This window comes from Albimonas pacifica, from assembly GCF_900113695.1.
Classification (GTDB): domain Bacteria; phylum Pseudomonadota; class Alphaproteobacteria; order Rhodobacterales; family Rhodobacteraceae; genus Albimonas; species Albimonas pacifica.
In genome coordinates this window covers 629559-656504 of sequence record NZ_FOQH01000002.1, presented here as the reverse complement: position 1 = coordinate 656504, position 26946 = coordinate 629559, and the positions used below count along the sequence as shown (strand labels likewise).

Annotated in this window: 17 protein-coding genes; 12 read left to right on the top strand and 5 right to left on the bottom strand. The window is 72.9% G+C overall.

Translation table 11 applies throughout. The features are described from left to right. From BM064_RS05555 to BM064_RS05535, 5 genes are all read left to right on the top strand, one after another. The gene (locus BM064_RS05555) at positions 1-1596 is read left to right on the top strand and encodes a gamma-glutamyltransferase family protein (protein ID WP_092858677.1); all 1596 of its coding nucleotides are present in this window, start codon (positions 1-3) and stop codon (positions 1594-1596) included. A gap of 281 nt (positions 1597-1877) precedes the next feature. Further along, positions 1878-3284, top strand: coding sequence for a hypothetical protein (locus BM064_RS05550; protein ID WP_245779060.1), 1407 nt, complete (start codon positions 1878-1880; stop codon positions 3282-3284). 1 nt (position 3285) lies between these two features. After that, a complete protein-coding gene (locus tag BM064_RS05545) occupies positions 3286-4119 on the top strand; it encodes a COG3904 family protein (RefSeq protein WP_092858675.1) in 834 nt (277 codons plus the stop codon). Between the two features lie 237 nt (positions 4120-4356). Then, a complete protein-coding gene (locus tag BM064_RS05540) occupies positions 4357-8367 on the top strand; it encodes a hypothetical protein (protein WP_092858673.1) in 4011 nt (1336 codons plus the stop codon). A 13-nt stretch (positions 8368-8380) separates the two neighbouring features. Further along, the gene (locus tag BM064_RS05535) at positions 8381-9025 is read left to right on the top strand and encodes a hypothetical protein (RefSeq protein WP_092858671.1); all 645 of its coding nucleotides are present in this window, start codon (positions 8381-8383) and stop codon (positions 9023-9025) included. A 45-nt stretch (positions 9026-9070) separates the two neighbouring features. On the opposite strand, the gene BM064_RS05530 is transcribed toward BM064_RS05535, so the two are convergent. From BM064_RS05530 to BM064_RS05520, 3 genes are read right to left on the bottom strand one after another with little or no spacing between them, the layout of a single operon-like run. Then, on the bottom strand, positions 9071-9955 hold the full coding sequence (locus BM064_RS05530) for a proline iminopeptidase-family hydrolase (RefSeq protein ID WP_092858669.1): 885 nt from the start codon (positions 9953-9955) through the stop codon (positions 9071-9073). Between the two features lie 20 nt (positions 9956-9975). After that, positions 9976-11283, bottom strand: coding sequence for an aspartate aminotransferase family protein (locus BM064_RS05525; protein WP_092858667.1), 1308 nt, complete (start codon positions 11281-11283; stop codon positions 9976-9978). Between the two features lie 10 nt (positions 11284-11293). Further along, a complete protein-coding gene (locus BM064_RS05520; RefSeq protein WP_092858665.1) occupies positions 11294-12289 on the bottom strand; it encodes a phosphotransferase enzyme family protein in 996 nt (331 codons plus the stop codon). A 141-nt stretch (positions 12290-12430) separates the two neighbouring features. Between BM064_RS05520 and fabG the strand changes: the two genes are divergently transcribed. The 7 genes from fabG (at position 12431) to BM064_RS05485 (ending at position 21138) form a co-directional block, all read left to right on the top strand. Then, positions 12431-13204 carry a 3-oxoacyl-ACP reductase FabG gene (fabG, locus tag BM064_RS05515; RefSeq protein ID WP_092858663.1) on the top strand — a complete coding sequence of 258 codons (774 nt, stop codon included), beginning with the start codon at positions 12431-12433 and terminating at the stop codon, positions 13202-13204. Between the two features lie 279 nt (positions 13205-13483). Continuing rightward, positions 13484-15421 carry a primary-amine oxidase gene (locus BM064_RS05510; protein ID WP_092858661.1) on the top strand — a complete coding sequence of 646 codons (1938 nt, stop codon included), beginning with the start codon at positions 13484-13486 and terminating at the stop codon, positions 15419-15421. A 183-nt stretch (positions 15422-15604) separates the two neighbouring features. Continuing rightward, on the top strand, positions 15605-16867 hold the full coding sequence (locus BM064_RS05505; protein WP_092858659.1) for an ABC transporter substrate-binding protein: 1263 nt from the start codon (positions 15605-15607) through the stop codon (positions 16865-16867). Between the two features lie 130 nt (positions 16868-16997). After that, a complete protein-coding gene (locus BM064_RS05500; protein ID WP_092858658.1) occupies positions 16998-18059 on the top strand; it encodes an ABC transporter ATP-binding protein in 1062 nt (353 codons plus the stop codon). Positions 18060-18066: 7 nt separating this feature from the next. Further along, positions 18067-18984 carry an ABC transporter permease gene (locus BM064_RS05495; RefSeq protein ID WP_092858657.1) on the top strand — a complete coding sequence of 306 codons (918 nt, stop codon included), beginning with the start codon at positions 18067-18069 and terminating at the stop codon, positions 18982-18984. Further along, a complete protein-coding gene (locus BM064_RS05490; RefSeq protein ID WP_092858655.1) occupies positions 18984-19775 on the top strand; it encodes an ABC transporter permease in 792 nt (263 codons plus the stop codon). Before BM064_RS05495 ends, BM064_RS05490 begins: the two co-directional genes overlap by 1 nt. Before the next feature lie 115 nt (positions 19776-19890). Beyond that, positions 19891-21138: an FAD-dependent monooxygenase gene (locus tag BM064_RS05485; protein ID WP_092858816.1), complete on the top strand. Its 1248-nt coding sequence runs from the start codon at positions 19891-19893 to the stop codon at positions 21136-21138. A gap of 390 nt (positions 21139-21528) precedes the next feature. Here the strand turns inward: BM064_RS05485 and BM064_RS05480 are convergent, their stop codons facing one another. Both BM064_RS05480 and BM064_RS05475 read right to left on the bottom strand, forming a co-directional pair. Beyond that, positions 21529-22518 carry a putative metalloprotease CJM1_0395 family protein gene (locus BM064_RS05480; RefSeq protein WP_092858653.1) on the bottom strand — a complete coding sequence of 330 codons (990 nt, stop codon included), beginning with the start codon at positions 22516-22518 and terminating at the stop codon, positions 21529-21531. Positions 22519-23206: 688 nt separating this feature from the next. After that, positions 23207-26881 (bottom strand): vitamin B12-dependent ribonucleotide reductase, encoded by a 3675-nt coding sequence (locus BM064_RS05475; protein ID WP_092858651.1) that lies wholly within the window; start codon positions 26879-26881, stop codon positions 23207-23209. Positions 26882-26946: the final 65 nt, after the last annotated feature.

Below are 26946 nucleotides of genomic sequence, written 5' to 3'. Positions count from 1 at the left end.
ATGACCTTCCCCATCGTCGCCCCCTACCCCTCCCGCCGCTCGCCGGTGATGGCCGACAACGTGGTGGCGACCTCGCAGCCGCTGGCCGCCCAGGCGGGGCTGGAGATGCTGCGGCTGGGCGGCAACGCGGTCGACGCGGCGCTCGCCGCCGCCGCCGCCCTGACGGTGGTCGAGCCGACCGGCAACGGCCTGGGCTCCGACGCCTTCGCGATCCTCTGGGACGGGTCGGCCCTGCACGGCCTCAACGCCTCGGGCCGCTCCCCCGCCGCCTGGACGCCTGAGCGCTTCGCCGGCCGCTCCGCCATGCCCGAGCGCGGCTGGGAGGCCGTCACCGTCCCCGGCGCCGTCGGCGCCTGGATGGCGCTGAACGCCCGCTTCGGAACCCTCCCGTTCGAGACGCTGCTCGCCCCCGCCATCCGCCTCGCGGAAGGCGGCTACCCCGTCACCCCGATGGTCGCCGCCACCTGGGCCCGCAGCGTCGCCACCCTCAAGGACCAGCCCGGCTTCGCCCGCACCTTCCTGCCGGGCGGCCGCGCCCCCGCCCCCGGCGAGCGTTTTTCCAATCCCGCCGCCGCCGCCGACCTCCGCCTGATCGCGGCCACGAAGGGCGAGGCCTTCTACCGCGGCGAGATCGCCGAGCGCATCGTCGCCGACGCCGCCCGCCATGGCGGCGCGATGACGCTGGACGACCTCGCCGCCGAGGCGCCCGACTGGTGCGGCACCGTCCGCGGATCCTTCGACGCCGCCGAGCTGCACGAGATCCCCCCCAACGGCCAGGGCATCGCGGCCTGCATGGCGCTGGGGATCCTCGAGCACCTGCCCGTGCGCTGCTTCGGCCCCGACGAGCCCGAGGCCGTCCACCTGATGATCGAGGCGATGAAGCTCGCGCTCCGCGACGCCGAGGAATACGTGGCCGACCTCGGCCACATGACCTCGGTCGGGGTCGAGGACCTGCTGGCGCCGGGCTATCTCGCGACGCGCGCGGCGATGGTCGACCCGGGCCGGGCGCAGGACTTCGGCGCGGGGGCGCCGAAGGCGGGCGGCACGGTCTACCTGACCGCCGCCGACGCCTCGGGAATGATGATCTCCTTCATCCAGTCGAACTACATGGGCTTCGGCTCCGGCGTGGTGCCCGAGGGCACCGGCGTCAGCCTGCAGAACCGCGGCTGCGGCTTCTCGCTCGCCCCCGGCTCGCAGAACCGGGTCGGCCCCCGCAAGCGCCCCTTCCACACCATCATCCCCGGCTTCGTGATGAAGAACGGCGCCCCCGAGATGTCCTTCGGCGTGATGGGCGGCCCGATGCAGGCGCAGGGGCACGTGCAGATGGTCCTGCGCACCCAGCTCTGGGACCAGGACGTCCAGAGCGCCGCCGACGCGCCGCGCTGGCGCATCACCCATGGCCTCGGCGTCGCCTGCGAGCAGGCGATGGACCCGGGCCTGGTCGAGGCCCTGCGCGCGCTGGGCCACCAGATCACGCTCGAGACCCCCGACGTCTCCTTCGGCTTCGGCGGCGCCCAGCTGATCCGCCGCCTGCCCGGCGGCGGGTATTCGGCGGGCTCCGACCCCCGCAAGGACGGCTGCGCCGTCGGCTTCTGAGCGCCCCGGCCCGCCCCGGGGGCGCCCCGGGCTCGACCCGGGGCCTCCGCCCGAGCGCGCGGCCGGCGCCATGGCGGGAGGCAGGCGGCGCCGCCGCGCCATGCCCCGGCGGCGCGCCCGCTGCAGGCGCCGAGAGGCCCCGGGTCAAGCCCGGGGCGCCCGTGTCGCGGACGGCGCGCAGCCCCCCGGCCGCGCCGCGTTGGCAAATCGGTGAACGCCCCGCGCGTTGATGACGCGCGCGTCGCCCCCATATCTCCCCTGGGGGCGAGTGGGAGCGACGATTGAGCGAACAGGATCTGACGCGGGACGAGGTCAACGGACTTCGCTCCGCCCGCGAGCTCGAGGGCCACCTCACCTGGCTCGACGCCTTCACCCCCGCGGCGCTGGGGGTGCTGGCCGTCGCCTCGGGCATCTACACCTATCTGGGCGTCTCCTCCCTGCTGAAGGACACCGGCGCGATGAGCTTCCTCGCCGCCGTCGCCTATTCCATCGCCGTCTCCGTCGGCATCTTCGTGTTCTGGAGCTACCTGCTCCGCCTGCTGCCCGCCATGCGCACCGCCGGCGGCTTCGTGGGGCTCTCCATCGCCACGCTGGTGGGCTCCGTCGCCATCGTGGCGATGTCGAGCTGGCTGAACGCGGCCGCCCTCGCCGGGGGCGCCGCGGTGGAACAGCACCTCGCCCGCACCGTGCAGGACTACCAGGCGAGCCTCGAGCGCGCCCACCTGATCGCCGTCTCCGCCCAGGGGCTGGAGCGCGACGTGGCCCGCGCCCGCACCTCCTTCGAGGACCTCTCCGAGCAGGAGCGGGCGGGAGAGCTCTCCGGCGCCGCCGGCCGGGGCGCCGTGTTCCGCCTCCTGAACCAGAAGGCCGACGAGCTGCGCGCGCTGGAGGCGCAGATCGCCGCCCAGAACCAGCCCATCCAGGCGGCCTTCGAGGAGGGCAACGACATCCTCTCCCGGATGCGCGCGCTGATCGTGGCGCAGGGGCCGGTCGACCAGCGCTCGGTCACCTTCTCCGAGGAATCCGTCCGCCTCGCCGGCGTCATCACCACCCTGCGCCAGCTCCAGGTCGCCCAGCTCGTGGCCCGCGCCGCCGAGGACCTGCGCGCCTCGGTGGTGCTGCCGGAGCTCGACGGCGCCTCCGCCGGCGTGCGCCAGGACCAGGCCGCCACCATCGGCTCGGTGCTCGAGGCGCTGGACGGGCGCGCGGCGACGCTGCGCACGGCGGCCGAGGAAGTGCTGGCGATGCCGCCGCCGCAGGAGACGACCTACACCCCGATCTCCTCGGCCGACGCGGTGATCCGCTATGCCGGCAACTTCGCCCCCTCCTGGGCCGGCGCCATCGCCATCGACCTGCTGCCCGGGGTGCTGGTCTTCATCCTCGCCGTCACCCAGGCCGCGATCCGGCGCGGCAAGGAGGGGGCGGGCGCCGAGGCGACCCTGACGCTCGCGGACCTGCGCGCCGCCATGCGCGCGATGAAGGACATCGAGGGCGCCATGGGCGCCGCCGAACACGCCCGCCACGCACGCGGGGACGCCCCCGGGCGCGCCGCCCCCCATGGCCCGGAGCCCCGCCCCGACGCCCGACCCGACCCGCGCCCCGATCTCCGGCCCGAGACCGAGCCCGAGGCGGAGCCCGCCCCCGGCCCCCGCGGCCCCTCCCGCCTGAAGATCGACGCGGCCGAGTAGGGTGAGCGCCCAGGCCCCCGCCGCGGACGCCGAGGCCCCAACGCCGCGCCCGCCCTTCTCCCGCCTGCCCTCGGCGCGGCTGGTGCTGCGGCTCTGCCTCGCGGCCCAGGTGCTGGTGGCGGTTCTGCTGGCGGTCGAGACCGGCTGGGGGGAGCTGCGCCTGCCCGGGCGCGAGGGCATCCGCACGGCGCCCGAGACCCCGGTCTCGCCCGGCGACCAGCGCCGGCCGTTCTCGCCAGGCCGCGTGCCCTCGCGCCTGGGGCCCGAGCAGCCCTCCACCGGTCCCGTCCCCCTGCCCGCCACCCTGCCCCCGCGGCTCGAGTTCTCGATGCACGAGACCGAGGCGTTCGGCCGGGTGATGCTGGCGACGGGCGGCATCGACGAGGGCGCCGCCGCCCGCCTGCGCGGCTATGTCGAGAGCCTGCCCGAGCCGCCCGACGCGGTGGCCCTGCACTCCCCCGGCGGCTCGGTGGACCAGGCGCTCGCCATCGGCCGGCGGCTGCGGGAGCTGGAGCTGACCACCCTCGCCCTGCCCGACGCGGCGTGCCTGTCGGCCTGCCCCTACGCGCTGGCGGGCGGGGTCGAGCGCGTGGTCTCGCGCACCGCCTGGGTCGGCCTGCACCAGCACTACTACGACGAGTCCACGATCCTCCCCGCCTTCCTGGCGGTCGAGAACATCCAGCGCGGCCAGGGCGAGACCCTCGCCTATCTGTCCGAGATGGGGGTGGACCCGGTGATGCTGGTGCACTCGCTCCAGACCCCGCCCGAGGACATGTACCTGCTGGTCGAGGAGGAGCTGACCCGCTACCGCCTCGCCACCCGCATCGCCGACTGAGCGCGCGCGCCGCGGCCCCTCCGCCGCGGGCCCCGCCCCTCCCCGATCCGGCGCGCCCTGCGCCGCCCGCCCGCCCCGGGCGCGACGCCGCCGCCGCGCCGCGGGCGGGCGGGCGCGGCCCGCGCGACGCCCGACGCGGCGCCCCGCCCCCGAGGCCCGACGCGCGCCCCTTCCCCGTGAACCTTCTCCGCCCCCGCGGGCACCAACGGACAGACCCCGCTGGAGAAGGAGCAGGCGATGCCCCAGCCGATGTCCGAACAGGAGGCCAAGGACCTCAAGCGCGCGATCGGCGACAGCGCCGGCGCGCGCCGCCCCTTCGGCCTGTGCATCGGCGCGAACCCGGCCGAGACCGTGTTCTTCGGCGGCCGCGGCCTGCGCCCCACCGAGATGGAGCGCACCGCCAAGCAGCGCACCGGCCGCACCGAAACCGCGCGCGGCGAGATGACGCTCGACGGCGGCGTGCTGCGCCTGTTCTGCGCCGAACGCCCCCCCACCGGCCTCGCGGGCAAGATCCAGGCGTTCCTGAGGAAGGTCGTCGGCGTCTCGCGCAAGGTCGAGGTCTGCGACGACGCTGGCGCGGTGCTGGAGCAGGGCGAGGACGACGACGCCGAAACCCTCGCCGGAACCGACGACGGCGGCGACCCCGAGGCCGACGCCGACGCGCTCGAGGCCCGCCTGCGCCTGGAGGCCGAGGCGAAGGCCCAGGCCGAGGCGAAGGCGCAGTGGGCCTCCGCGCCCGGCCGCCTGAAGACCCTGCTCGAGAAGACCTTCGCCGGGCGCGCCGGCAACCCGCAGACGGTGCGCGACATGCTGGCGATGGCCCAGGATGCCGCCGGCCGGGGCGACTTCGTGCGCGCGATGCGCATCGCCGGCCGGCTCGAGCCCCGCCTGACCGAGATCGACGCCGCCCGCCGCGGCCAGGAGCACGCCGCCCGCTACGCCCGCGCCCATGCCGAGCTCGAGCCCAAGGCGCAGGCGGCGATGCAGGCCGACGTGCCCGGCAAGGCGATGATCCGCGAGGCGCTCGCCTTCGCCGAATTCGCCGCCGCCGGGGGCGATCACGCCAAGGCGAACCGGGCGCTGCTGACGGTCGCGAAGCTGGTCAGGGAGAACCCGCTCCCCAACGCGCAGCCCGACGCCGCCGCCGAGCCGCTGCAGGACGCGCAGGCCGCCGAGGCGCGCATCGCCGGCGCCCTGGCCGATTTCGACGGCATCCGCGAGGACGTCGAGCGCGCCGCCGCCGTGCCCCGCGGCACCCGCGAGGCCGAGAAGCTGCACCGCAGGCTCGAACGCCTGAAGCTGCGCTTCGACAAGATGGTCGCCTCCCGCGATCCCGCCGCCGCCCCCGCCGACGTGGTCGCGCAGATGAAGACCGTGGCGGACCTGATCGACGTCGAGGCGGCCCTGGTGCGCCAGGCCGAGATCGAGCGCGAACAGCTCATGACCGAGGCCGCCCGCCACGCCGCCCTGTTCGACGAGGCGCGCGCGATCTACGACATCGGCGGCGCGCTCGGCGAGGACATCCGCGTCTTCGAGAACGCCGACGCCCTGTTCCACCAGAAGCTCGCCCGCCACGAATACGCCGCCGCCCGCCAGGCGTTGGCCTTCGCCGTGGACGACGCCCGGCGGCTGGTGGCGCGCAAGCCCGAGTTCGACACGCTGAAGGCCGCCGAGACCACGGCCCTGGACCGCATCCGCGAGGCCAAACGGCAGGCCGCCGCGCTCCCCCGCATCCCCGAGTCCACGCCCGAGGCGAAGGCCGCGCTCGCGGAATACCGCAAGCACTGGAAGGCGCTGGCCGAGGCGCAGGCCAGGCACGACTGGGCCGCCTGCATCCGCAGCGCGGACCTCTGGATCGCCTCGATGCCCGAGCTCCTGCGCGTCCAGGCCGACGCCGACGCCGCCGTGCCGCGGTTCCGCGACGCCCTCCAGCGCTGGAACGCCGCGGTCGGCGCGCTGGTGCGCGTCCCGCGCGGCGTCAGCGTCGATCCGGGCGTCGAGGCCTGGAAGGAAAGGGTCCGCGGCCTCGGGCGCGACTTCGAGGCCGCCGAGCGCGCCGCCGACGTCGACGCGGCCGAGGACGTGGTCCGGCGGATGGAGGCCGCGATCGCCGACGTGGACGCGATCGCGGACGCCGAGGCCCAGGCGGTCCGGCGCCAGTCCGACTCCTACGCCGCCTATCGCCGGGTGGCCCCGGGCATCCAGCGCGCGCTCGACATGCGCGTCGCCACGCCCAAGGGGCTGGAGCTGCAGCGCGCGCTGCGCCGCGCCTTCGACGCCTTCCAGGCCGCCAACGTCGGCGGCGCCCTCGACTGGCCCCAGCGCCTCGAGGCGCTGAAGGCCGCCGCCCGCGACCTGCTCGCCCGCGCGGAGGCCGAGACCAGGGCCTCGACCAAGACCTACGAGGCGCTGCAGACCGCGATCCGCAAGACCGACCCGGTCTGCGCCGCCGCCCGCGCCATCGCCGAGGCCAACCGCCCCGCGCTCGACAAGGCCCTGGCGGACCTGGAGCGCAAGCTCGCCGCCGCCGACGCCGCGGCCTCCGACCTGCGCTGGATGGAGGCGATCGCCCTGCGCGCGGAAGCCCGCAAGGTCGCCGACTGGATCAAGTCGGTGCGCAAGCAGGCGGTGACCAAGACCAACGGCGTCGCGGCCCGGGTGAGGGCGCGGCTCACGCCCCTGCTCAAGGCCGACATCGTGACGGTCACCCAGCTGCTCCGCCGGGTCCATCCCCGGATCGGCGAGCTGCAGGACCAGGTCGTCGCGCAGGCGCAGGAGCTGAACGCGCTGACCGGCGCGAGCCGCTGGCACGAGGCGGAGCAGAAGCTCGACGAGATCGACCGCACCCTGACCGACGCCGCCGCCTTCGCGCCGACCTACAACGCGGCCCTGCCGGAGATGCAGACGTTCGAATCCGCCTGGGCCGCCCGCGAGGCCGACGTCCGCGCGGCGCTGGACATGAAGGCCTGCACGCCGGAGGTGGCGCGCGACCTGGCGGTGCTGAGCCGCCGCTACCAGGTCTTCAGCATCGCGGCGAACGCAAAGCGCTACGCCGAGGCCAACGCCGCCTGGCCCGAAGTCGTGGTCGCGGTCGACGCCCTGCTCGCCCGCAAGGCCGAGCATGACGCCGCCCGCGCCGGCTACGACGCCGTGACGGCCGCGCTCGCCCCCGGGCGGGCCGACCGCAAGGCCGCCGAGGCGCTGCGCCCGCTGACGCCCGAGCTCAGGCGGCTGGCCCGTGCGCGCGAAGAGGCCTACGGCACGGTCGATCGGCTGCGCTACGAGCTCGACTTCCCCGCCGCGGTCGCCGCGGTCCCCGCGCTCGAGACCGCGGTGCAGGCCCAGCTCGCCGCCGCCCGCGCCCGGGTGACCCTGCCCGCCGGCTCGGTCGACCCCCGCGACGGCTCGGTGCTGGCCGCCGACGCGGACGCCGAGCTCTACGAGGTCGAGGCGGCGAAGGCCGAGACCGCGCGCGCCGAGGCGAAGGCCGAGCTCGACGCGATCTCGCCCGCCGACCTGCAGGCGCTGAGCGCGGACCGCAAGCTCGACCTGCTCGACGCCCTGCGCGCCGGGCGAAACGCGCTCGAGCCCGACGAGCGGGCGCTGCAGAACAAGCTCTACCAGGCGATGACCCCCAGCCCCGAATTCCAGGCGCTGGAGGCGGAGCGCCAGCAGGAGCTCGCCGACCGCATCGCCGAGGACGACGACCTGCAGGCCGCGCGCGCCGAATGGGCGACCCTGTCCCTGGCCGACCGGCTGAAGGCCCTGCAGCGCACCGTGGCGGTGGAGTGCGAGATCTACGGCATGGACCCGGTGGCGGTGGAGATCTTCGAGGCGGCGATGCCCGCCTCCTCGGGCTACTACAACGCCTCGATGCGCGTGATCCGCGTGAACGGCCACCCGACCGCGATGATGGACGACTTCCTCGAGATGCTCGACACCGTCGTCCACGAGAACGTGCACAACTACCAGGAGGCGCTGGTGCGCCAGCTCGACGAAGGCCTGCTCGAGCCCGGCGATCCGGAGTACGATCAGGCCCGGATCTTCGCGGCGAACAAGGGGGCCGGCGGCTATGTGGTCCCCCAGGACGACCACCACGCCTACAAGGCCCAGCCCATCGAGGCCGAGGCCTGGGCCGTCGGCAAGGGCGTGCGCAGGCTGGTGCAGGGCCCGCCGCCGCCGCCGATGACGGGCGACCCGGACGACGCCGACGCGCGCGCCTCCCAGGCCGCCCCCGCCACGGTCTGAGGAGGACGCGACCATGCCGCCCCCTGCCCATGAGAGCCCCGTCCCCGAGAGTCCCGTCGCCGAGGGCCCCGTCCCCGAAAGCCCCGCCCAGCAGACCTCGGCCCAGGAGAGCCCGCAGATGTCGACCCCGGACACGGACGCCGCCCGCGACGACGCCCCCTCGACGCCCGTCTCGATCGCCTGGATCGACCCCCAGGGCGGCGCCACGCCGCTGGGCGAAGGGCGGATCGACGCGCTCGGCCGGATCGCGGTCGTGACCGCCCGGCCCGGGATGGCCGACTATCTCGCCGGCCTGATCGACCCGCTGAACGCCGCCGAGGACCTCGCGGTGAAGGAGCCCTCGACCGACTTCCCCGGCGGGGTCCAGCACCGCCGCATCCCGCGCAACGCGCCCGAGTTCCTGGCGACGCTGAAGGCCTGGGCGCTGGACAGGCTGTCGCTGCGGCTGGACTTCGACCTCGACGCCTTCGACCTGCCCGCCGCGGCCCCTCTGCCCTTCGCGGCCGAAGCCACCCCCCGGCCCGAGGCGCTCGCCCCGCTCGCCCCCGCCGCGGACGGCGACCTGGGCGACTACGAGATCGCGGCGCCCGAAGACGAGGAGGACGGCGAGGAGCCTCCCGCCGCCCCGCCCATCGAGCGCCCGATCGACCTGCCCTGACGCCCCCCCCGCGTCCCGGATCGCCCGGGGCGCGGGGGGGCGCGGTCAGCCGGCCGCCTTCAGGAAGCCCGCGACGCGGGCGAAATAGGCCTCCGGCTCCTCGTAGAAGGGGCAGTGGGCGCTGTTGGGAAAGACCTCGATCTCCGCCCCCGGGATCGCCGCGGCGAGACGCCGGGCGCAGGCCGGGGTCATCTCGTCATGGGCGCCGCAGAGGACCAGGGCCGGGGCGTCGAAGGCCCCCAGCTCCTCCAGCCGGGTCCAGTCGCTGAGATTGCCGATGTAGTGGAACTCGTTGGGCCCCTGCACCTCGAAATAGGGGGCCATGTTCCAGTCGGCGACCGAGGCGGTCATCGGCTCGGGCCATTCGTCCAGCCGGCACATGTGGCGGTAGTTCAGGAGCGTGATGGCGGCGAGATACTCGGGGTGCTCGTACTGCCCCAGCGCCTCGCGCCGCTGCATCATGCGCACCGTCTCGATCCCCAGCCCCTCGCGCAGGCGATCGAGCTCCGAGACCAGATGCGGGATGTCGCCGGCGGTGTCGGCGAGCGTCAGGCTCTTCAGCCTGCCGGGATACGCGACGGCGAACTCCATCCCGAGCCAGCCGCCCCAGGAATGGCCCAGCAGGTGCGGGCGTTCGAGCGAGAGCGCCCGCAGCACCTGGTCGACCTCGGTCGCGAACCGCGCCACGTGCCACAGCTTCGGATCGTCCGGCCGGTCCGAGGCGCCGGTGCCGAGCTGGTCGTAGCTCACCACCCGGAACCCCTCGTCGACCAGCCGCAGATGCGGCTCGGCGAGGTAGCGGCACGGCAGGCCCGGCCCGCCCGAGAGCAGCATCACCGGCTCGCCCTCCCCCCAGGAATAGGCGACCACCTCGTGCCCGGTGTCGAGCGGGATGCGCGTGGTCTCGTCGGGGGCGGCGAACTGGGGCATCGGGAGGCTCCTTCGCGGGATCAGGGGGTTTCGGCCAGCGTGTCGGCCAGCGCCTGGACGAAATGGTCGATCTCGGCGTCCGAGAGGATCAGCGGCGGGCGCAGCTTCAGCGTCTCGCCATAGCGCCCGGCGGCGCCGATCAGCACCCGCCGCCGCCCGAGCCCCGCCAGCACCGCGCGCACCAGCGCCCCGTCCGGCGCGTCCTCGCGCCCCAGCGAGACGCCCAGGAACAGCCCCGCCCCGCGCACCGCCGCGATGCGGGGATCGCGCGCGGCCAGCGCCTCGAGCTCCGCCTTCAGCGTCGCGCCCGCGGCGGCGCAGCGGGCGATCAGCCCCTCGGAGCGCAGGGTCTCGACCACCGCCAGCCCCGCGGCGGCCGCCACGGGGTTGGCGCCGAAGGTGTTGAAATAGCCGAACTCCTCGACGAAGCGCGACAGGATCTCGGGCCGGGTCATGGTCCCGGCCATGGGGAACCCGTTGCCCATCGGCTTGCCGGTGGTGACGATATCGGGCGCGAGGCCGTGCCGCTCGAACCCCCACATCACCCCGGTGCGCCCGAAACCCGGCTGCACCTCGTCGGCGATCAGCAGGCCGCCGGCGGCGTGGACCGCGCCCTCGGCCGCCTTCAGGAACCCCTGCGGATCGGCATGCACGCCGTCCGAGGAGAAGATCGAGTCCCAGATCATCCCCGCGAAACCATGCCCCGAGGCTTCCAGGTCGGCGGCCGCCTCGGCCACCGCCTTCGCGAAGCCTCCCGCCAGATCCTCCCCGTAGACGGCCGGGTCCGGCGCCGGGACGGTGCGGATGCGCGGCGAGCCGCCGCCCTTCTTGTAGGCGCTCGGCGAGATCTCGGTCGTGGCGGCGGTGTTGCCGTGATAGGCGGTCTGCGTGACCACGAAGCCGCGCCTGCCGGTCCAGACCTCGGCCAGCCGCAGGGCGAGGTCGTTGGCCTCGGACCCGGTGCAGCTCAGCACCACGTTGGACAGGTCGGAAGGCAGGGTGGCCTTCAGCGCCTCCATGTAGCGGTCCACGATCTCGACCATGTAGCGGCTGTTGATGTTCAGCCGGCCGATCTGGTCGCGCACCGCCTCGACCACCGCCCCGTGGCAATGCCCCAGCGAGGGGACGTTGTTGTAGAAATCCAGATACGTCGCGCCCGAGCGGTCCGTCATCCAGGCGCCCTGCCCCGAAACCATCTCCACCGGCTTGTCGTAGAACAGGACCGCCGCCGCCCCCATGTTCGCCAGCCTGCGGGCCAGCAGCGGGTCGTCCCCCGCCTCGCCCGAGAAGGCGTTCATCGACAGGATGGCGCGGGGCTCGGCGGTCATGGGATCTCCCTCAGACGGTGGCGAGATGGCGCTCAGCGAGCGCCACCGTGCCCGACGTGTAGCCGTCGGCCACCAGCTCCTGCGCGGTGGGCGTCTCGGCGTGGCTGGCGATCCAGGCGGTCAGCAGCATCCGGCGCAGCATGATCATGTGGGGCAGCATCGCCTCGGCCTCCGGCGGCAGGGGGGCGACGGCGGCGTAGCCCTCCAGCCAGGCGGCCGCGAGGTCGGGGATGTAGGGCTCGGTCTCCAGGAACGAGATCGCGGCGGCGAAGTCGTAGGCGAACCAGCCGAAGCCGCAGTCGTCGAAGTCGATCACCCCCAGCCGCCCGTCCCCCTCCAGCAGGTTCGCGAGCCTGAGGTCGGCGTGGATTAGCCCGAAACGGTCCGCCCCCTCGCCATAGGCCCCGAGCCGCGCGCGCAGCGCCTGCGCGGTCCGCTCCAGGATCGCGCGGCCCTCCGCGTCCAGCCCGTCGGCGTCGCGCCAGTCGCCCCAGTGCATCACAGGGCCGACCGTCGTCTCCCAGTTCCAGGTTTTTCGAATGAACCCCGTGGGCTTCGCCCACCGCCGGACATGCGCATGCAGGCGGGCCGAGATCGCGCCCAGATCCCGAAAACCGGGGACGAGGCCGGCGCCGGCCTGGGGCTCGGCGCCCTCCATCCACTCGAAGGCGACCGCGTGGCGGGTCTCGCCGTCGTGGACGAAGGTCGCGACCTTGCCGCCGCCGGCGACCGGCAGGATGGCGGGGGTGGCGACCACCTGCTCGGCGCGCAGCGCCTCCAGCCAGGCGATCTCCGAGGCGATCTCGGCGGGGGTGTGATAGGCGGGGCGGTGGACGCGCACCACCACCGGCGCCCCGGCCTGCGGGTCGTCGAGGCGGAAGGTGGCGTTCTCGGAGATGTTCAGAAGGGTCGCCTGCGTCTCGGGCGACAGGCCCCACTGCGACGCCAGCCCGCCCGCATGCGCGCGCAGGTCCTCCAGGAACGCCTCCGTGTAGAGCCCTGTCATCCGCCGTCTTCCCCTCGTCCGTTCCGCAGGCTTGTCCGGACCTGCAAGTCCGGCGCCACAGGCCCGGACGCTAGCGAGCCCTGCTGCATGGCACAAGAATTGCCGCGGTCCTGACGGCAATGCAGCGAAGGAGACGGGATCGTGCTGACATCGATCGAGGGACGCGGCGTGGTGGTGACCGGGGCGTCGAAGGGCATCGGCAAGGGCATCGCCAAGGTCTTCGCCGACCGCGGCGCGAAGGTGATGCTCGCCGCCCGCGGGGCCGAGGCGCTGGAGGCGACGGCGGCCGAGCTGGCGGCGGGCGGAGCGACGGTCGCGACCCATGTCTGCGACGTCTCCGACTGGGACGCGGTGCAGGGCCTGGTCGCGGCGACCGTCGAGACCTTCGGAAGCCTCGACGTCATGTGCGCCAACGCCGGCGTCTTCCCGCAGGTGAGCCTCGCCGAAATGAGCCCCGAGGACTGGGACGCCGTCATGGCCGCCAACCTGCGCAGCGCCTTCCTGTGCACCAAGGCGGTGCTGCCGGAGTTCGCGAAGAAACCCGGCGGCAGGGTGGTGCTGACCTCCTCGATCACCGGCCCGGTGACCGGCTTCCCCGGCTGGGCGCACTACGGCGCCTCCAAGGCGGGGCAGCTGGGCTTCCTGCGCACCGCCGCCATCGAGCTCGCGAAGCTCGGCGCCACGATCAACGCGGTGATGCCGGGCAACGTGATGACCGAGGGGCTCGACGGGCTGGGCGAGGACTATCTCGCCACCATGGCCGCCTCGATCCCGCTCAAGAAGATCGGCTCGGTCGCCGACATCGGGCATGCGGCGCTGTTCTTCGCCTCCGAGGAGGCCGGCTACATCACCGGCCAGACGCTGGTGGTCGACGGCGGCCAGATCCTGCCCGAATCGCTGGAGGCGCTCGACTAGGCCCCCGCAGGCCCTCCGCCGGGGGCCGGGGCGCCCCGGCGGAAGAGACCCGTATCGGGATTTCGCACCCCGCGAAAGCGGGCGCCCTCAACGCGGGCATGTCTGGACATTTCTGCGCAAATTTGCAGCACGATCCGAGCAGGTGCCCGTTTTTTGTCGACATCAAGTCGATCCCGGGCGCAGCCTTCGCGAGCGCAACATGCCGGGGCCTCGCGCCCCGCATCAGCCTTATGGAGACCCTCGCGCCGCCAAGGCCGGCGCCAGCCCCCGAGGACGGACATGAACAAGCCCGAGACGCCCATCGCCGCCGACCACGCGCCGACCCATCCTCTGGAGCCCCTGACCGAGAGCGAGATCGCCTACGCCGCCCAGCTGGTGCGCGCGGCCCGCAGGACCGAGGCCCTGCGCTTCGAGATGATCGAGCTGAAGGAGCCCTCCAAGAAGCGCGTCCGCGCCTTCTCCCCCGGCGACGACTTCCCCCGCGAGGCCCGCGTCAACGTCTTCGAGATGGGCCGGATCGGCGTGTGGAAATACGTCGTCTCCCTCTCCGCCGGAAAGATCCTGTCGGAGACCTTCGTCGAGAGCGCCCGCCCGATGATCATGGCCGAGGAGTTCCTCCAGATCGAAGCCACGGTGAAGGCGAACCCCGAATTCCAGGCCGCCTGCGCCAAGCGCGGCATCGAGGACGTCTCCCTGGTCTGCGTCGACCCCTGGTCCGCCGGCAACTTCGGCGTCGAGGGCGAGGAAGGGAAACACGTCGCCCACACCTTCTGCTGGGTGAAGTCCGGCCCCTACGACAACCTCTACGCCCACCCGATCGAGGGCCTGAACCCCGTCGTCGACATCAAGAAGATGGAAGTGATCCGCATCGACGACTACGGCGTCCGCGAGGTCCCCAAGGAAGACGTCAACTACGAGGCCCAGTTCCAGGACGGGTTCCGCAAGGACCTCAAGCCCATCGACGTGGTCCAGCCCGAGGGCGTCAGCTTCGACATGGACGGCCGGCGCATCACCTGGGCCGACTGGGACATGGTCATCGGCTTCAACGGCCGCGAGGGCCTGACGCTCCACGACGTGAAGCTCGACGGCCGCCCCGCCTTCTACCGCCTCTCGATCGCCGAGATGGTGGTCCCCTACGGCTCCCCCGCCCGGCAGCACGCGCGCAAGAACGTCTTCGACATCGGCGAATATGGGCTCGGGAAGCTCGCGAACTCGCTGGAGCTCGGCTGCGACTGCCTCGGCGCGATCCAGTATCTCGACGGCTTCGTCTCCGGCATCGACGGCAGCCCCGAGAAGATCAAGAACGCCATCTGCATCCACGAGGAAGACGACGGCGTCCTGTGGAAGCACTGGGACTTCCGCACCGACCGCACCGAAGTGCGCCGCGCCCGGAAACTGGTGATCTCTTCCATCTCCACCGTGGGGAACTACGAATACGCCTCCTACTGGTACTTCATGCTCGACGGCACGATCCAGTTCGAGATGAAGGCCACCGGCATCATCAACACCGTCGGCTGCGAGCCCGGGAACCCCGGCAAATACGGGACCGAGGTCGCCCCCGGCGTGCTCGGCCAGATCCACCAGCACACATTCTGCGCGCGCATCGACCTGGCGGTCGACGGCGACAAGTGCTCGGTCGTCGAATGCGACACGCTCGCGCCCCCGATGGGCCCCGAGAATCCTTACGGCAACGCCTTCTACATCCAGGAGACGCCGATCACGGCCGAGGGCGGCCGCAAGCGCGCCCCCGAAAAGGAGCGCTACTGGAAATTCGTCTCCGCCGAAGGGCGCAACCGCATGGGCCGCCCCACCGCCTTCAAGCTGGAGCCGGTGCACTCGATCACGCCCTTCAACAAGCCCGAGGGCCCGTCCGGCTCGCGCATGCCCTTCATCTACAACGACCTGTGGGTGACCGCCTACGACCCGGAGGAGCGCTTCCCCGCCGGCGAGTTCATGAACCACTCCGACGGGACCGACGGGCTGCCGAAATACGTCGCCCGCCAGCGCCCGGTGGAAGGCGCCGACATCGTCGCCTGGCACGTCTTCGGCCTGCACCACATGCCGCGGCTCGAGGATTTCCCCGTGCAGCCGGTGGTCAGGACCGGCTTCACGCTGATGCCCAACGGCTTCTTCGACATGAACCCGGCGCTGAACATGCCGCCGGAGAAGAACGAGGCCTCGACCCACGCGGGCTGCTGCTCCGTGGCGGCCGAGTGATCCGGCGCGAGCCGGGGGCGATGCGGCCGCTGCGCCGCGGGTGAGGCGGTCCCCCGGGAACCAGGGGGTGGGAGCCGCCAGGAGAACAGCGCCGGCGGCCGAGGGGCGGTCGGCGGCGCGATCAGGAGCGGACCGGGGGAGACACCCCGGCCGGAGAGCCAACCGACAGGGAAAGACCGCCGCATGAACAAGAACCAGTTCCTGCCCCCGCACCGGGGCCCGTCGCGCCGCACCGTCCTCGCCGGCCTGGGGGCCGGCTTCGCCGCCTCGCTGACCGGGGGCCGGGTGAAGGCGGGTCCGGGCGCGACCTATGCCGACGACCTCTGGGCCAAGACCGTCGAGGAGCTGAAGTCCGGCTCCTTCCGCATGGACCTCAACCTGCACTCCTGGGAGGGCTACACTGAGGAGCCCGTGCTCGACCCGTTCTCGACCCAGACCGGGGCCAACGTGAACCCGCAGATGCTGATCTCGGACCCGTCGGCGGTGAACAACCTGCGCTCGGGCGGGACCAATACCTGGGACATCATCAACCTCAACAACGCCTGGCAGCGGAAGATCCTCTATCCCAACGACCTGATCGTGCCGCTGGACAAGGCGAAGTTCGAGCCGCTCTACGCCATGAACGTCCCCGAGTTCGCCTGGCCCTACAAATGGGCGATGGCCGACGACGGCGCCCTGCTGGGCATGATCCAGCGCTACGGGCCCTCGGGGGTTGCGATCAACTCCTCGCTGATCGACGCGGCCGAGATCGAGGACGGCGGCTACGCGGCCCTGATCGACGGGCACGCGGGCGAGTACGGCATCCTCGACTACGAAAACTGGGTGATCATGCACGCCTGCATGGCCGCCGGCTTCTCGCCGTTCCGCGAGCATACCGCCGACGAGATGGCCGCCTACGAGGAGATGATCTTCAAGGTGATGAAGAACGCCAAGAAGATCTCGGCCGACGCCGCGGCGCTCGCGCGCGACATGATCACCGGCGAGATCGTGGGCTGCTTCCCCGGCTCGCTCTACTCCGTCTCCGCCGCGCGGATGGAGGGGATGTCGGAGATCACCTGCGTCCTGCCCAAGATGGGCATCGAGGAGACGAAGACCGCCGAGACCCCCGACGGCAAGTCCGGCATCATCTGGATCGAGGTCACCAGCCTGGTGAACCACCCCGACCCGACGCCGCTGGCCGAGGCCTTCCTGATCTACTGCCACACCCCCGAGGCCTGCCACCGCGTCGCCGCCATGGCGCCCGGCACGCTGAACCCGGTGGTGCAGATGGGCGACCCGACGGTGCTGGAGCTGTTCTCGCAGGACGAGCTCGACGCGGTGATGTGGGGCGCCGACGGGGCCGAGCTGAAGACGCTCGTCGACCGCTGCATCGATTTCGACATCAACCCCGACTACGACGCGATGCACGACATGTACACCGAGGCCAAGCGCTCGCGCGGGTTCTGATCCAGGGGCGGGGGCGGTTGCAGAGTTGACAGCTGTCAACTCGGGCCGCCCCCGCCCTCCCCCTTTCCGCGCCCTTCCGCGCGATGATCCTCGCGCAAGGCGCGCCCATCACGAGACGGGAGACCGGCGCATGCCGCAGCCCATCCTTGAGCGCAGCCCCATCCTGGAACTGAGGGGCGTCGACAAGATCTTCGGCGACTTCGCCGCGGTCGAGCGGGTCGATCTCTCGATCGCCGAGGGCGAGTTCTTCACCATCGTCGGGCCCTCGGGCTCGGGCAAGACGACGCTGATCCGGATGCTGGTGGGCATGGACGCCCCCACCCGCGGCGAGATCCTGCTGCGCGGCCAGCGCATCAACGAGACCCCCGCCAACAAGCGCCCGTTCTGCATGGTGTTCCAGTCGCTGGCCCTGTTCCCCCACATGACCGTGGGCGAGAACGTGGCCTATTCCCTGAAATGCCGCGGCATCGGCAAGAAGGAACGGCGCGAGCGGGCGACGGAGTGCCTGGCGCTCGCCCACCTCCCCGCCTCCTACTACGACCGCGCGGTCACCAAGTGCTCCGGCGGCGAGAAGCAGCGCGTGGCGCTGGCGCGCGCGCTCGCCTACGACCCCGAGGTGCTGTTCTTCGACGAGCCGCTCTCCGCGCTCGACTACCGGCTGCGCAAGACGCTGGAGAAGGAGCTGAAGGACATCCAGCGGGAAACCGGCAAGACCTTCATCTACATCACCCATTCCCTCGAGGAGGCGATGGTGATGTCCGACCGCATCGGGGTGATGCGCGACGGGCGCCTGGCGCAGGTCGGCTCCCCGCGCGAGGTCTACGACCGGCCCAGGACCCGCTTCGTCTCGGAGTTCTTCGGCGAGGTGAACGCCTTCCCCGTGACGGCCAAGGACGGCCGGCTGTGGTGCGAACCCCTCGCCATGGCCTTCGACCCGCCACCGGACGCGCCGGCCGGCTTCAAGTCCGGCGCCCTGATCGTGCGGCCCGAGCACTTGCATTTCGACCCCGCCGCGGCCGAGCCGATCCGGGGCGAGGTGTTCAACGAATACCTTCTCGGCAGCCGCGTGCAGTACCAGGTGCGCGCCGGCGGAACGACCCTGCTGGTCGAGGGCATGGGCGGGCAGCCCCCGGCAACCCGCGAGGTGGCGCTCAGCTTCTCGCCCGCCGACAGCCTGCTGTTCGCGGAGTGAGCCCGGCATGACCGACCTCTCCGAGACCCTGCCCGCCTCCGCCGCCTCCGCCCGCCCGTCCGAGGCCCCGGCGCGCCCGGCCTGGCGGCCCTCGACCGGGCTGCTCTGCGCCCTGCCGATGCTGCTTCTGCTGGGGTTGGGGTTCCTGGCGCCCCTGCTGATCGTGGCGGTCTACAGCTTCATGCCGCGGGGGACGTTCTCCCTGACCTCGGCGCCGACCTTCGAGAACTACGTCGACATCGTCGCGCAGAACTTCCACATCTCGTTCCTGTGGTCGATCTGGCTGGCGCTGCTGACCACCGTGATCCTGATGGCCGTGTGCTGGCCGCTGGCGGTCTCGATCAAGAAGCTCTCGCCCTCGCGCGCGCTGCTGCTGACGGTGCTGATCGTGGCGCCGCTGTTCGTGGCCGAGAACATCCGCCTGCAGGGCTGGTCGCTGTTCCTCGACCGGGCGGGGCTGCTGGACGGGGGGCTGAAGGCGACGGTCGGGCTCTCCACCGGCTCGCTGACCGCCAACGTGCCGGTGGTGGTGTTCGGCATGGTCTACATCTACCTGCCCTTCATGCTGTTCCCGATGATGCTGGGGCTGGCCAACGTGCCCCCCGCGGCGCTGGAGGCGGCCCAGGACCTCGGGGCCAGCCGCTGGCAGCAGTTCCGCGACATCGAACTGCCGCTCGCCGCGCCCGGGCTGGTCATCGGCGCGCTGCTGGTCTTCGTGATCTCGCTGGGCGCGTTCTCGGAGTCGAAGTTCCTCGGCAAGGGCGTGATCGTCACCGTCTCCGAGGACATCGAGAGCGCCTTCACCTTCGGGCAGAACTGGCCGCGCGGCTCGGCGCTGTCGGTGCTGGTGATCGTGCTGGCGGGGGCGGCGGCCTTCTTCGGGCTGCGCCGGCTGGACCTCGATTCCATGCTGGGGAGGAAGTGATGGAGCGTCGTTCGCTCGCCGACCGCCTCCGCTCCGCCTGGCTGTGGATCGTGGTGGTCGTGCTGTACCTGCCGCTGGTGGCGGTGGGGCTGGCCTCCCTGTCCGAGAGCCGGTTCTTCCTGTTCCCGATCCGCAAGTACTCGCTGAAATGGTATGAGGAGAGCTTCGCCTCGCTGCAGATCCGGGATGCGCTGTGGACCTCGGTGGCGCTGGCGGCGGTGGTGGGGGTGATCGCCACGGTGCTGGCAGTGTTCGGGGCGCTGGCCTATGCGCGCCACGACTGGACGGGGAAGGGCTGGTACCAGCAGATCGTGCTGGCCCCGATCTTCTTCCCGCAGTCGGTGCTGGGGCTGGCGTTGCAGCTGTGGTTCAACACGCTGGGGCTGGACATGACCTGGCACGCCTCGGTCTTCGCGCACCTGGTGTGGATCGCGCCGATCGTGACCATGGTGGTGGCGATCCAGGCCTATGGCTACGACGCCTCGGTCGAGGAGGCGGCGCGCGATCTCGGCGCGACCCGGTGGATGGTGTTCAAGGACGTCACCTTCCCGCTGCTGTGGCCGGGGGTGTTCTCGGGGCTCCTGTTCGCGGTGCTGCTGAGCTGGGGGAACTTCCCGCTGAGCTATTTCACCTCGGGCGCCGACGTGACCGTGCCGGAGTGGCTCTACGGCAAGATGATCGGCGGCTACACGCCGATGGTGCCGGCGCTGGGCTTCCTGAGCGTGGTGGCCGGCGGGCTGGTGCTGGCCGTGGGGCTGGCGATCCAGGCGCGGCTGTCGCGCCAGCCCTGAGCCGGCGAGGCGGCCGGAGGCGAGGGGGGCGGCGCAGGGCGTCGCCCCGCCGCCGGTCAGGCGCCGGCCGCCTTGCCGCGTGGCGCGCGGGGCCCGGGCGCGCTATCTCCTGGGCATGGAACGGATCGATGTCGACATCCTGGTCGTGGGCGGCGGGGCGGCGGGCCTCTCGGCCGCCTGCCTCTTCGCCGCCGAGGGGCTGACGACGCTCTGCGTCGACGCGGCCCCGCCGCCGGCGGGACCCGACGCGCCCGGCGCGGACATCCGCACCGCGGCCCTGCTGACCCCCTCGGTCGAGGCGCTGGAGCGCTGCGGGGCCTGGGCGCTGATGGCGCCCCGCGCGGCGCCCCTGAAGATCATGCGCCTCGTCGACGCCGGCGGGCGGGCCGAGGCCCCCCGCGAGACGGCGGATTTCGATTCCGCCGAGATGCAGGACGCGCCCTTCGGCTGGAACCTGCCCAACCTCGCCATCCGCGCCGCCCTGACCGAACGGCTGGCCGCCCTGCCCGGCGCCGCGCTGCGCGCGCCCGCCGCCCTCTCGCGCCTGGTGACGCGGGATCGCGAGGCGCTGGCCGCCCTCTCCGACGGGACCCAGGTGCGCGCGCGGCTGGTGGTCGCCGCCGACGGGCGCGACAGCCCCACCCGCCGCATGGCCGGGCTGGAGGCGCCGCGGTGGAGCTATTCCCAGAAGGCGCTGGTGCTGGCGGCGGCGCATCCCGAGCCGCACCGCGACGTCTCGACCGAGATCCACCGCACCGGCGGCCCCTTCACCCTGGTGCCCCTGCCCGACGACGCCGAGGGGCGCCACCGCTCCTCGATCGTGTGGATGGAGGCGGGGCCCAGGGCCGCCGCCCTGCACCGCATGGCGAGCGAGGATCCCGAGGGTTTCGCGCAGGCGCTCAACGCCCGCTCCTGCGGGGTGCTGGGCTGGCTGCGGCCGGTGTCGCCGGTGGCGGTCTGGCCGATCGTGGCGCAGCTGGCGCCGCGGCTCGACGGGGCGCGGGTGGCGCTGATGGGCGAGGCGGCGCATGTGGTGCCGCCGATCGGGGCGCAGGGGCTGAACATGTCGATCGCCGACGCCGCCGTGCTGGCGCGGCTGGCGGGGGACGCGGCGCGGGCCGGGGGCGATCCGGGCGCGGCGACGGTGCTGGCCGCCTACCACCGCGCGCGCTGGCCGGAAATGGCGGCGCGGGTGGCGGGGATCGACGCGCTGAACCGCGCGGCGATGCTGGGCGCCCCGCCGCTGCGCGACCTGCGCCGGATGGGGCTGAAGGCGATCCACGACCTCGCGCCCCTGCGGCGGGGGGTGATGCAGCTCGGCATGGGCGCCCGCCCGGCGGGGCCGGAGGCGCCCGGCGACTGAGCGCGGCGCCGGCGTCCGCGCCGGAGGCGCCGCGCCCCGCGTCCGCCCGGGGCCCGCGCCCCGCCCGCGGCGCGGGCCCGGCGGGGGCGCATGGGGCGACGGTCGCCAGGGGCGGATGTCGGTCGCCAGGCCCGGGCGCGCGCGGGTCGCAGGCCGAGGGCGCGCGGGGCGGGCCCGGGCGCGCGGTCGACCGGGAGGCGATCGGGGCGAGGTCGGCGCGTCGCGACGGGCGGGCCTGGCGGTCCGGTCTCTCCTCGGTCGCGAGGCGGGCCGTCGTGCGCCGGTCGGACCGGGCGCCGCGCCGGGCCCGCGCCGCGGGCGGAACCGCGAGGGCGGACGGGCGCGGGACGCGGCGCGCCTGCGGGGGCCACGGGGGGGGCCACGGGCGGCTCAGACCCGGGCGGAGACCGCGGCGCGGGCCTCCTCGGCGCCGACGACGTCGCCCTGGCGCGCCATGCGGCTCGCCTCCGAGATCGCGGCCAGCGCCGCCTGCAGCCGCGCCTGGGCCAGGGCCGCCACGTGGCGATCGGCCGGCGAGGGCGGCTGCGCGGCCAGCGCGCTCTCGATCACGATGCGCATCTTGGCCGCGGTGGCCTCGGGGTTGCCCTCGATCGGCGAGACGTCGATGGGCGCGAAGCCGCCGACGGCGTAGCGCCGCCCGTCCGGCCCCGTCTGGTAGAGATAGACCGCCGGCCCCGCCCAGGGGCGGCCGGCGGTGACATGGGCCATCTCGTGCTCGCGCACTTCCCTGTCGCGCTGGGCGAGCTCGGCGACCGCGGCGAGCTCCTCCTCGCTCAGGCCCGACTGCAGCGGGTCGGCGGCGCGGGCGGGCGCCTCGGGCGTGGGCGGCGCGCCGGCCTGCACCGCGGCGGCGGCCACCGTCGCCTCCCCCGCGGTCGAGGGAAGGCCCCCCCGGCGCAGGGCGAGGAGCGCGGCGCCGGGAACGGCCGCGGCGGACGGCCCCGCGGCGGCGGCGGCGGCCGATGCCGCGAGGGCGGGCGTCGCGACGACGGCGCCCACGCCGGACGCCGGGGCGGGCGCGCCTGCGGACGCGGGGGCGGCGGCGCCTGCGGAGGCCGGGGCGGGCGCGCCTGCGGGCGTCGGGGCGGAGGCGCCTGCGGGCGTCGGGGCGCGGCCCTTGCGCGGGGGCGCGCCGGTCTCGCCGCGGGCGAGGGCGGCGAAGACCGAGCCCGGTTCGGCGCGGCTGCGCGCGACGGCGGCGAGCGCGCCGGCCACCTGTTCGGGCATGGCGGTGTCGGGCGCCGCCTGACGCGGCGGCGCTCCGGCCTCGGGCGGGCCGGACGCGCCGCGCAGCGCGACCATCGGGTCGACGCGACGGGCGGCCGGCGGGGCCGTATGGGTCGAGAGGGTCCCGAGCATGGTCTTCGGTCCAGCGAACTCCGGCTCGCATCGGGCGAGACGTCCGCTGGCGGCCGCGCAGGGAGCGGGGAGACCTCCCCGCATCCGCCGCGCCCGCCAGGGCGCGTCGCCAGGTTTCGGGCGACCCGGAGTTCATTCCTGAGACCGCCGCACGATCGCCGCGGGTCGAACCGCAGCCCTCCGGCGCGAGATTCAGACGCATTGCACGCGGCCTTCGCCGCGCCCGTCGACCGTTCGTCGACCCGAGGGCGCCGTTCGGCGCCTCCGCGACCGGGCGGAGGGTCCGCCGCGGTCGCCGCCGGCCTTCGCGGCCGGCCCCGGCGGTTCCGCCGGAACTCCGGTTTTCGCAAGGAAACGTTGAGGAACCGTTAAAGCCGTCCCCGGGACTTGTCCCCGACCCCCGCCGGCGCAAGTCGCGCCGCCCCGCGACTGTCGCGCGCGCCGGCCGGACCCCGCGCAAGAGGTCCTCGTCGCGCCGCGACTTGGCCCGCCCACAGTCGCGGCCCCCGGCTTAAGCGACGGGAAACGGGGCCCAAGCCTTCGCAAAGAAAACGGGGAGGCGCGGCGGGCGCCTCCCCCAGTCGGGTCGGATCAGGCTTCTCTCGCTTTCTGCTCGTAGGTTTTTTCGCCTGCGGCCTGTTCCGGTGCGGAAGCGGCGGTCGCCGCCGCTTCCCGTCGTCCCTCGTGATCAGCTGCAGCCCGACGTGCCGCCGCAGGTGTTGCACTTCAGGCAGGTGCCGTTGCGCACCAGCGTGAAGTTTCCGCACTCGCCGCAGGGGTCGCCCTCGTAGCCCTGCATGCGGGCCTTGGCGCGGTCGTCCATCGGGGCGAGCGCGGGGGCCACCAGCGTGTCGGCCAGCGCCGAGCCCACCGGCTGCGCCTCGACCGTGGTCGAGACCGCGGCGACCGAGGTCTCGGACCGGTCCTGGCCGCCGCGCAGCACCAGCAGGTTCTGCGGCATCCGCTGGCGGGTGTAGCCGGGCGAGGTCATCTCGCGCAGCATCGCCACCGCCTGCTCGGCCACGCTCTCGGGCGCTTCCTCGAAGTTGCGCTTCCCCTCCTCGTCGCCGCGGCCCATCTCGTCGAAGCGCACGCCCTCGGGCTGCACATGGGCGAGATCGGTGCGGTCGAGGTAGCTCACCGCCAGCTCGCGGAAGATGTAGTCGAGGATCGAGGTCGCGTTCTTGATCGAGTCGTTGCCCTGCACCAGCCCGGCCGGCTCGAAGCGCGTGAAGGTGAAGGCCTCGACGAACTCCTCGAGCGGCACGCCGTACTGGAGGCCGACCGAGATCGCGATGGCGAAGTTGTTCATCATCGCGCGGAAGGCGGCGCCTTCCTTGTGCATGTCGATGAAGATCTCGCCCAGGCGCCCGTCCTGGTACTCGCCGGTGCGCAGGTAGACCTTGTGCCCGCCGACGATGGCCTTCTGGGTGTAGCCCTTGCGACGCTCGGGCAGCTTCTGGCGGTCGGCGGCCTGGCGGCGGATCTCCTTGATGATCACCTTCTCGACGATCTTCTCGGCGATGATCTCCGCGCGGGCGGCCATCGGCGCCTCGATCAGCTCCTCCTCCTCGTCGGCGTCCTCGATCAGCGAGGCCGAGAGGGGCTGCGACAGCTTGGAGCCGTCGCGGTAGAGGGCGTTGGCCTTCACGCCCAGCGACCAGCTCAGCTCATAGGCGTCGAGGCAATCCTCGATCGTGGCCTCGTTGGGCATGTTCACGGTCTTGGAGATCGCGCCCGAGATGAAGGACTGGGCGGCCGCCATCATGCGGATGTGGCTCTCGACCGAGAGGTAGCGCACCCCGATCTTGCCGCAGGGGTTGGCGCAGTCGAAGACCGGCAGATGCTCGGGGTCGAGCCCCGGCGCGCCCTCGACCGTCATCGTGCCGCAGACATGGAGGTTGGCGGCCTCGATGTCGGCCTTCGAGAAGCCCAGGTGCTTGAGCAGCGAGAAGGCCGGGTCGTTGAGCTTCGCCTCGGGAATGCCGAGCGTGTCGCGGCAGAACTCCAGGCCCAGGGTGAACTGGTTGAAGACGAAGGAGATGTCGAAGGCGCTCTCGGTCGCGGCCTCGATCTTCTCGAGCTGCTCGGGGCCGAAGCCCTTGGCCGAGAGGGCGGCGAGGTTCACGCCCGGCGCGTTCGACAGCGTGCCGTGGCCGACGGCGTAGCGCACGATCCGGTCGATGGCGACCTCGTCGTAGCCCAGGGCCTCCAGCGCGGCGGGGACCGACTGGTTGATGATCTTGAAGTAGCCGCCGCCGGCCAGCTTCTTGAATTTCACCAGGGCGAAGTCGGGCTCGATGCCCGTCGTGTCGCAGTCCATCACCAGGCCGATGGTGCCGGTGGGGGCGATCACCGAGGACTGGGCATTCCGGAAACCGTGGGCCTCGCCCAGCGCCAGCGCCTCGTCCCAGGCGCGCTGGGCGCGCTCGACCAGCAGCTGGTCGGGGCAGCTCTCGATGTCCAGCGCCACCGGGTTCACGGCCAGGCCCTCGTAGCCCTGGGTCTCGCCGTAGGCGGCGCGGCGGTGGTTGCGGATCACGCGCAGCATGTCCGAGGCGTTCGCCTCGTAGCGGGGGAACGGCCCCACTTCGGCGGCCATCTGGGCGGAGGTGGCGTAGGCGACGCCGGTCAGGATCGCGGTCAGGGCGCCGCCGAGGGCGCGGCCCTCCTCCGAGTCATAGGCCAGGCCCATGTTCATCAGCAGGCCGCCGATGTTGGCGTAGCCGAGGCCGAGCGTGCGGTAGTCGTAGGAGCGCTGCGCGATCTCCTTCGAGGGGAACTGCGCCATCAGCACCGAGATCTCGAGCGTCACGGTCCACAGGCGGGTGGCGTGCTCATAGCCCTCGACGTCGAACTCGCCGGCGTTGAGGAAGGCGAGCAGGTTCATCGAGGCCAGGTTGCAGGCCGTGTCGTCGAGGAACATGTACTCCGAGCACGGATTGGACGCCCGGATCGGCCCGTCCGCCGGGCAGGTGTGCCAGGCGTTGATCGTGTCGTGGAACTGGATGCCCGGGTCGGCGCAGGCCCAGGCGGCATGGCCGATCTGGTCCCAGAGCTCACGCGCGGAGACGGTCTTGGCGACCTTGCCGTCGGTCCGGCGGATCAGCTCCCACGGCTTGTCCTCGCGCACCGCCTCGAGGAAGGCGTCGGTCACGCGCACCGAGTTGTTGGAGTTCTGGCCGGAGACCGTCAGGTAGGCCTCGCCGTCCCAGTCGGTGTCGTAGGTCGAGAACTCGATCGAGCTGTAGCCCTGGGCGGCGTACTGCAGGACGCGCTTGACGTAGGTCTCGGGGATCATGTCGCGGCGGGCGGCCTTGAGGGCCTTCTTCAGCGACGGGTTCTTCTTGGGGTCGGTGGCGTCCTCTTCGGCGCCGTCCCAGGCGCGGATGCCCTCGAAGATCTCGTTGAGGCGGCGCTCATGCGCCTTGGAGCCGGCGACGAGGGAGGCGACCTTCTGCTCCTCGCGGACCTTCCAGTTGATGAAGGCCTCCACGTCGGGGTGATCCATGTCGCAGATCACCATCTTGGCGGCGCGCCGCGTGGTGCCGCCCGACTTGATGGCGCCCGCGGCGCGGTCGCCGATCTTGAGGAAGGACATCAGGCCCGAGGAGCGGCCGCCGCCGCCGAGGGACTCGTTCTCCGCGCGGACGGAGGAGAAGTTGGTGCCGGTGCCGGAGCCGTATTTGAACAGCCGCGCCTCGCGGGTCCAAAGGTCCATGATCCCGCCCTCGTTCACCAGGTCGTCGGAGACGGACTGGATGAAGCAGGCGTGGGGCTGCGGGTGCTCGTAGGCCGAGGCGGACTTCACCAGCTCGCCGGTGAGGTAGTCCACGTAGAAGTGGCCCTGCGAGGGGCCGTCGATGCCATAGGCCCAGTGCAGGCCGGTGTTGAACCACTGCGGGGAGTTCGGCGCGGCCATCTGCGCGCAGAGCATGTGGCGCATCTCGTCGTAATAGGCCTGGGCGTCGGCCTCGGAGGTGAAGTAGCCGCCCTTCCAGCCCCAGTAGGCCCAGGCGCCGGCGAGCCGGTCGAACACCTGCTGGGCCTTGGTCTCGCCGCCGAAGCGCTTGTCGCGCGACAGCTTCTTCAGCGCGTCCTCGTCGGGGACCGAGCGCCACAGGAACTCCGGCACGCCCTCTTCGGCGACCTTCTTCAGGCGCGCGGGGACGCCGGCCTTGCGGAAATACTTCTGGGCCAGCACGTCGGCGGCAACCTGCGACCAGGCGGCGGGGACGTCGATGTCCTTGAGCTGGAAGACGATCGAGCCGTTGGGATTGCGGATCTCCGAGACCGCTTTGCGGAACTCGAAAGCCTCGTAGGGGGAGGCGCCGGCTTCGGTGAAACGGCGGTCGATCTGCATTTGGTCTGTCCCTCTTCGGCCTGGTTTTCCAGGCGCTTAAGACGCTTGTGACGAGGCCGCGCGAA

Bases quoted from the DNA above. Each gene is read 5' to 3' on its own strand.
- BM064_RS05555 (WP_092858677.1), top strand. From the start codon at position 1: ATGACCTTCCCCATCGTCGCCCCCTACCCCTCCCGCCGCTCGCCGGTG.
- BM064_RS05540 (WP_092858673.1), top strand. From the start codon at position 4,357: ATGCCCCAGCCGATGTCCGAACAGGAGGCCAAGGACCTCAAGCGCGCG.
- BM064_RS05535 (WP_092858671.1), top strand. From the start codon at position 8,381: ATGCCGCCCCCTGCCCATGAGAGCCCCGTCCCCGAGAGTCCCGTCGCC.
- BM064_RS05530 (WP_092858669.1), bottom strand. From the start codon at position 9,955: ATGCCCCAGTTCGCCGCCCCCGACGAGACCACGCGCATCCCGCTCGAC.
- BM064_RS05525 (WP_092858667.1), bottom strand. From the start codon at position 11,283: ATGACCGCCGAGCCCCGCGCCATCCTGTCGATGAACGCCTTCTCGGGC.
- BM064_RS05520 (WP_092858665.1), bottom strand. From the start codon at position 12,289: ATGACAGGGCTCTACACGGAGGCGTTCCTGGAGGACCTGCGCGCGCAT.
- BM064_RS05510 (WP_092858661.1), top strand. From the start codon at position 13,484: ATGAACAAGCCCGAGACGCCCATCGCCGCCGACCACGCGCCGACCCAT.
- BM064_RS05505 (WP_092858659.1), top strand. From the start codon at position 15,605: ATGAACAAGAACCAGTTCCTGCCCCCGCACCGGGGCCCGTCGCGCCGC.
- BM064_RS05500 (WP_092858658.1), top strand. From the start codon at position 16,998: ATGCCGCAGCCCATCCTTGAGCGCAGCCCCATCCTGGAACTGAGGGGC.
- BM064_RS05495 (WP_092858657.1), top strand. From the start codon at position 18,067: ATGACCGACCTCTCCGAGACCCTGCCCGCCTCCGCCGCCTCCGCCCGC.
- BM064_RS05490 (WP_092858655.1), top strand. From the start codon at position 18,984: ATGGAGCGTCGTTCGCTCGCCGACCGCCTCCGCTCCGCCTGGCTGTGG.
- BM064_RS05485 (WP_092858816.1), top strand. From the start codon at position 19,891: ATGGAACGGATCGATGTCGACATCCTGGTCGTGGGCGGCGGGGCGGCG.
- BM064_RS05480 (WP_092858653.1), bottom strand. From the start codon at position 22,518: ATGCTCGGGACCCTCTCGACCCATACGGCCCCGCCGGCCGCCCGTCGC.
- BM064_RS05475 (WP_092858651.1), bottom strand. From the start codon at position 26,881: ATGCAGATCGACCGCCGTTTCACCGAAGCCGGCGCCTCCCCCTACGAG.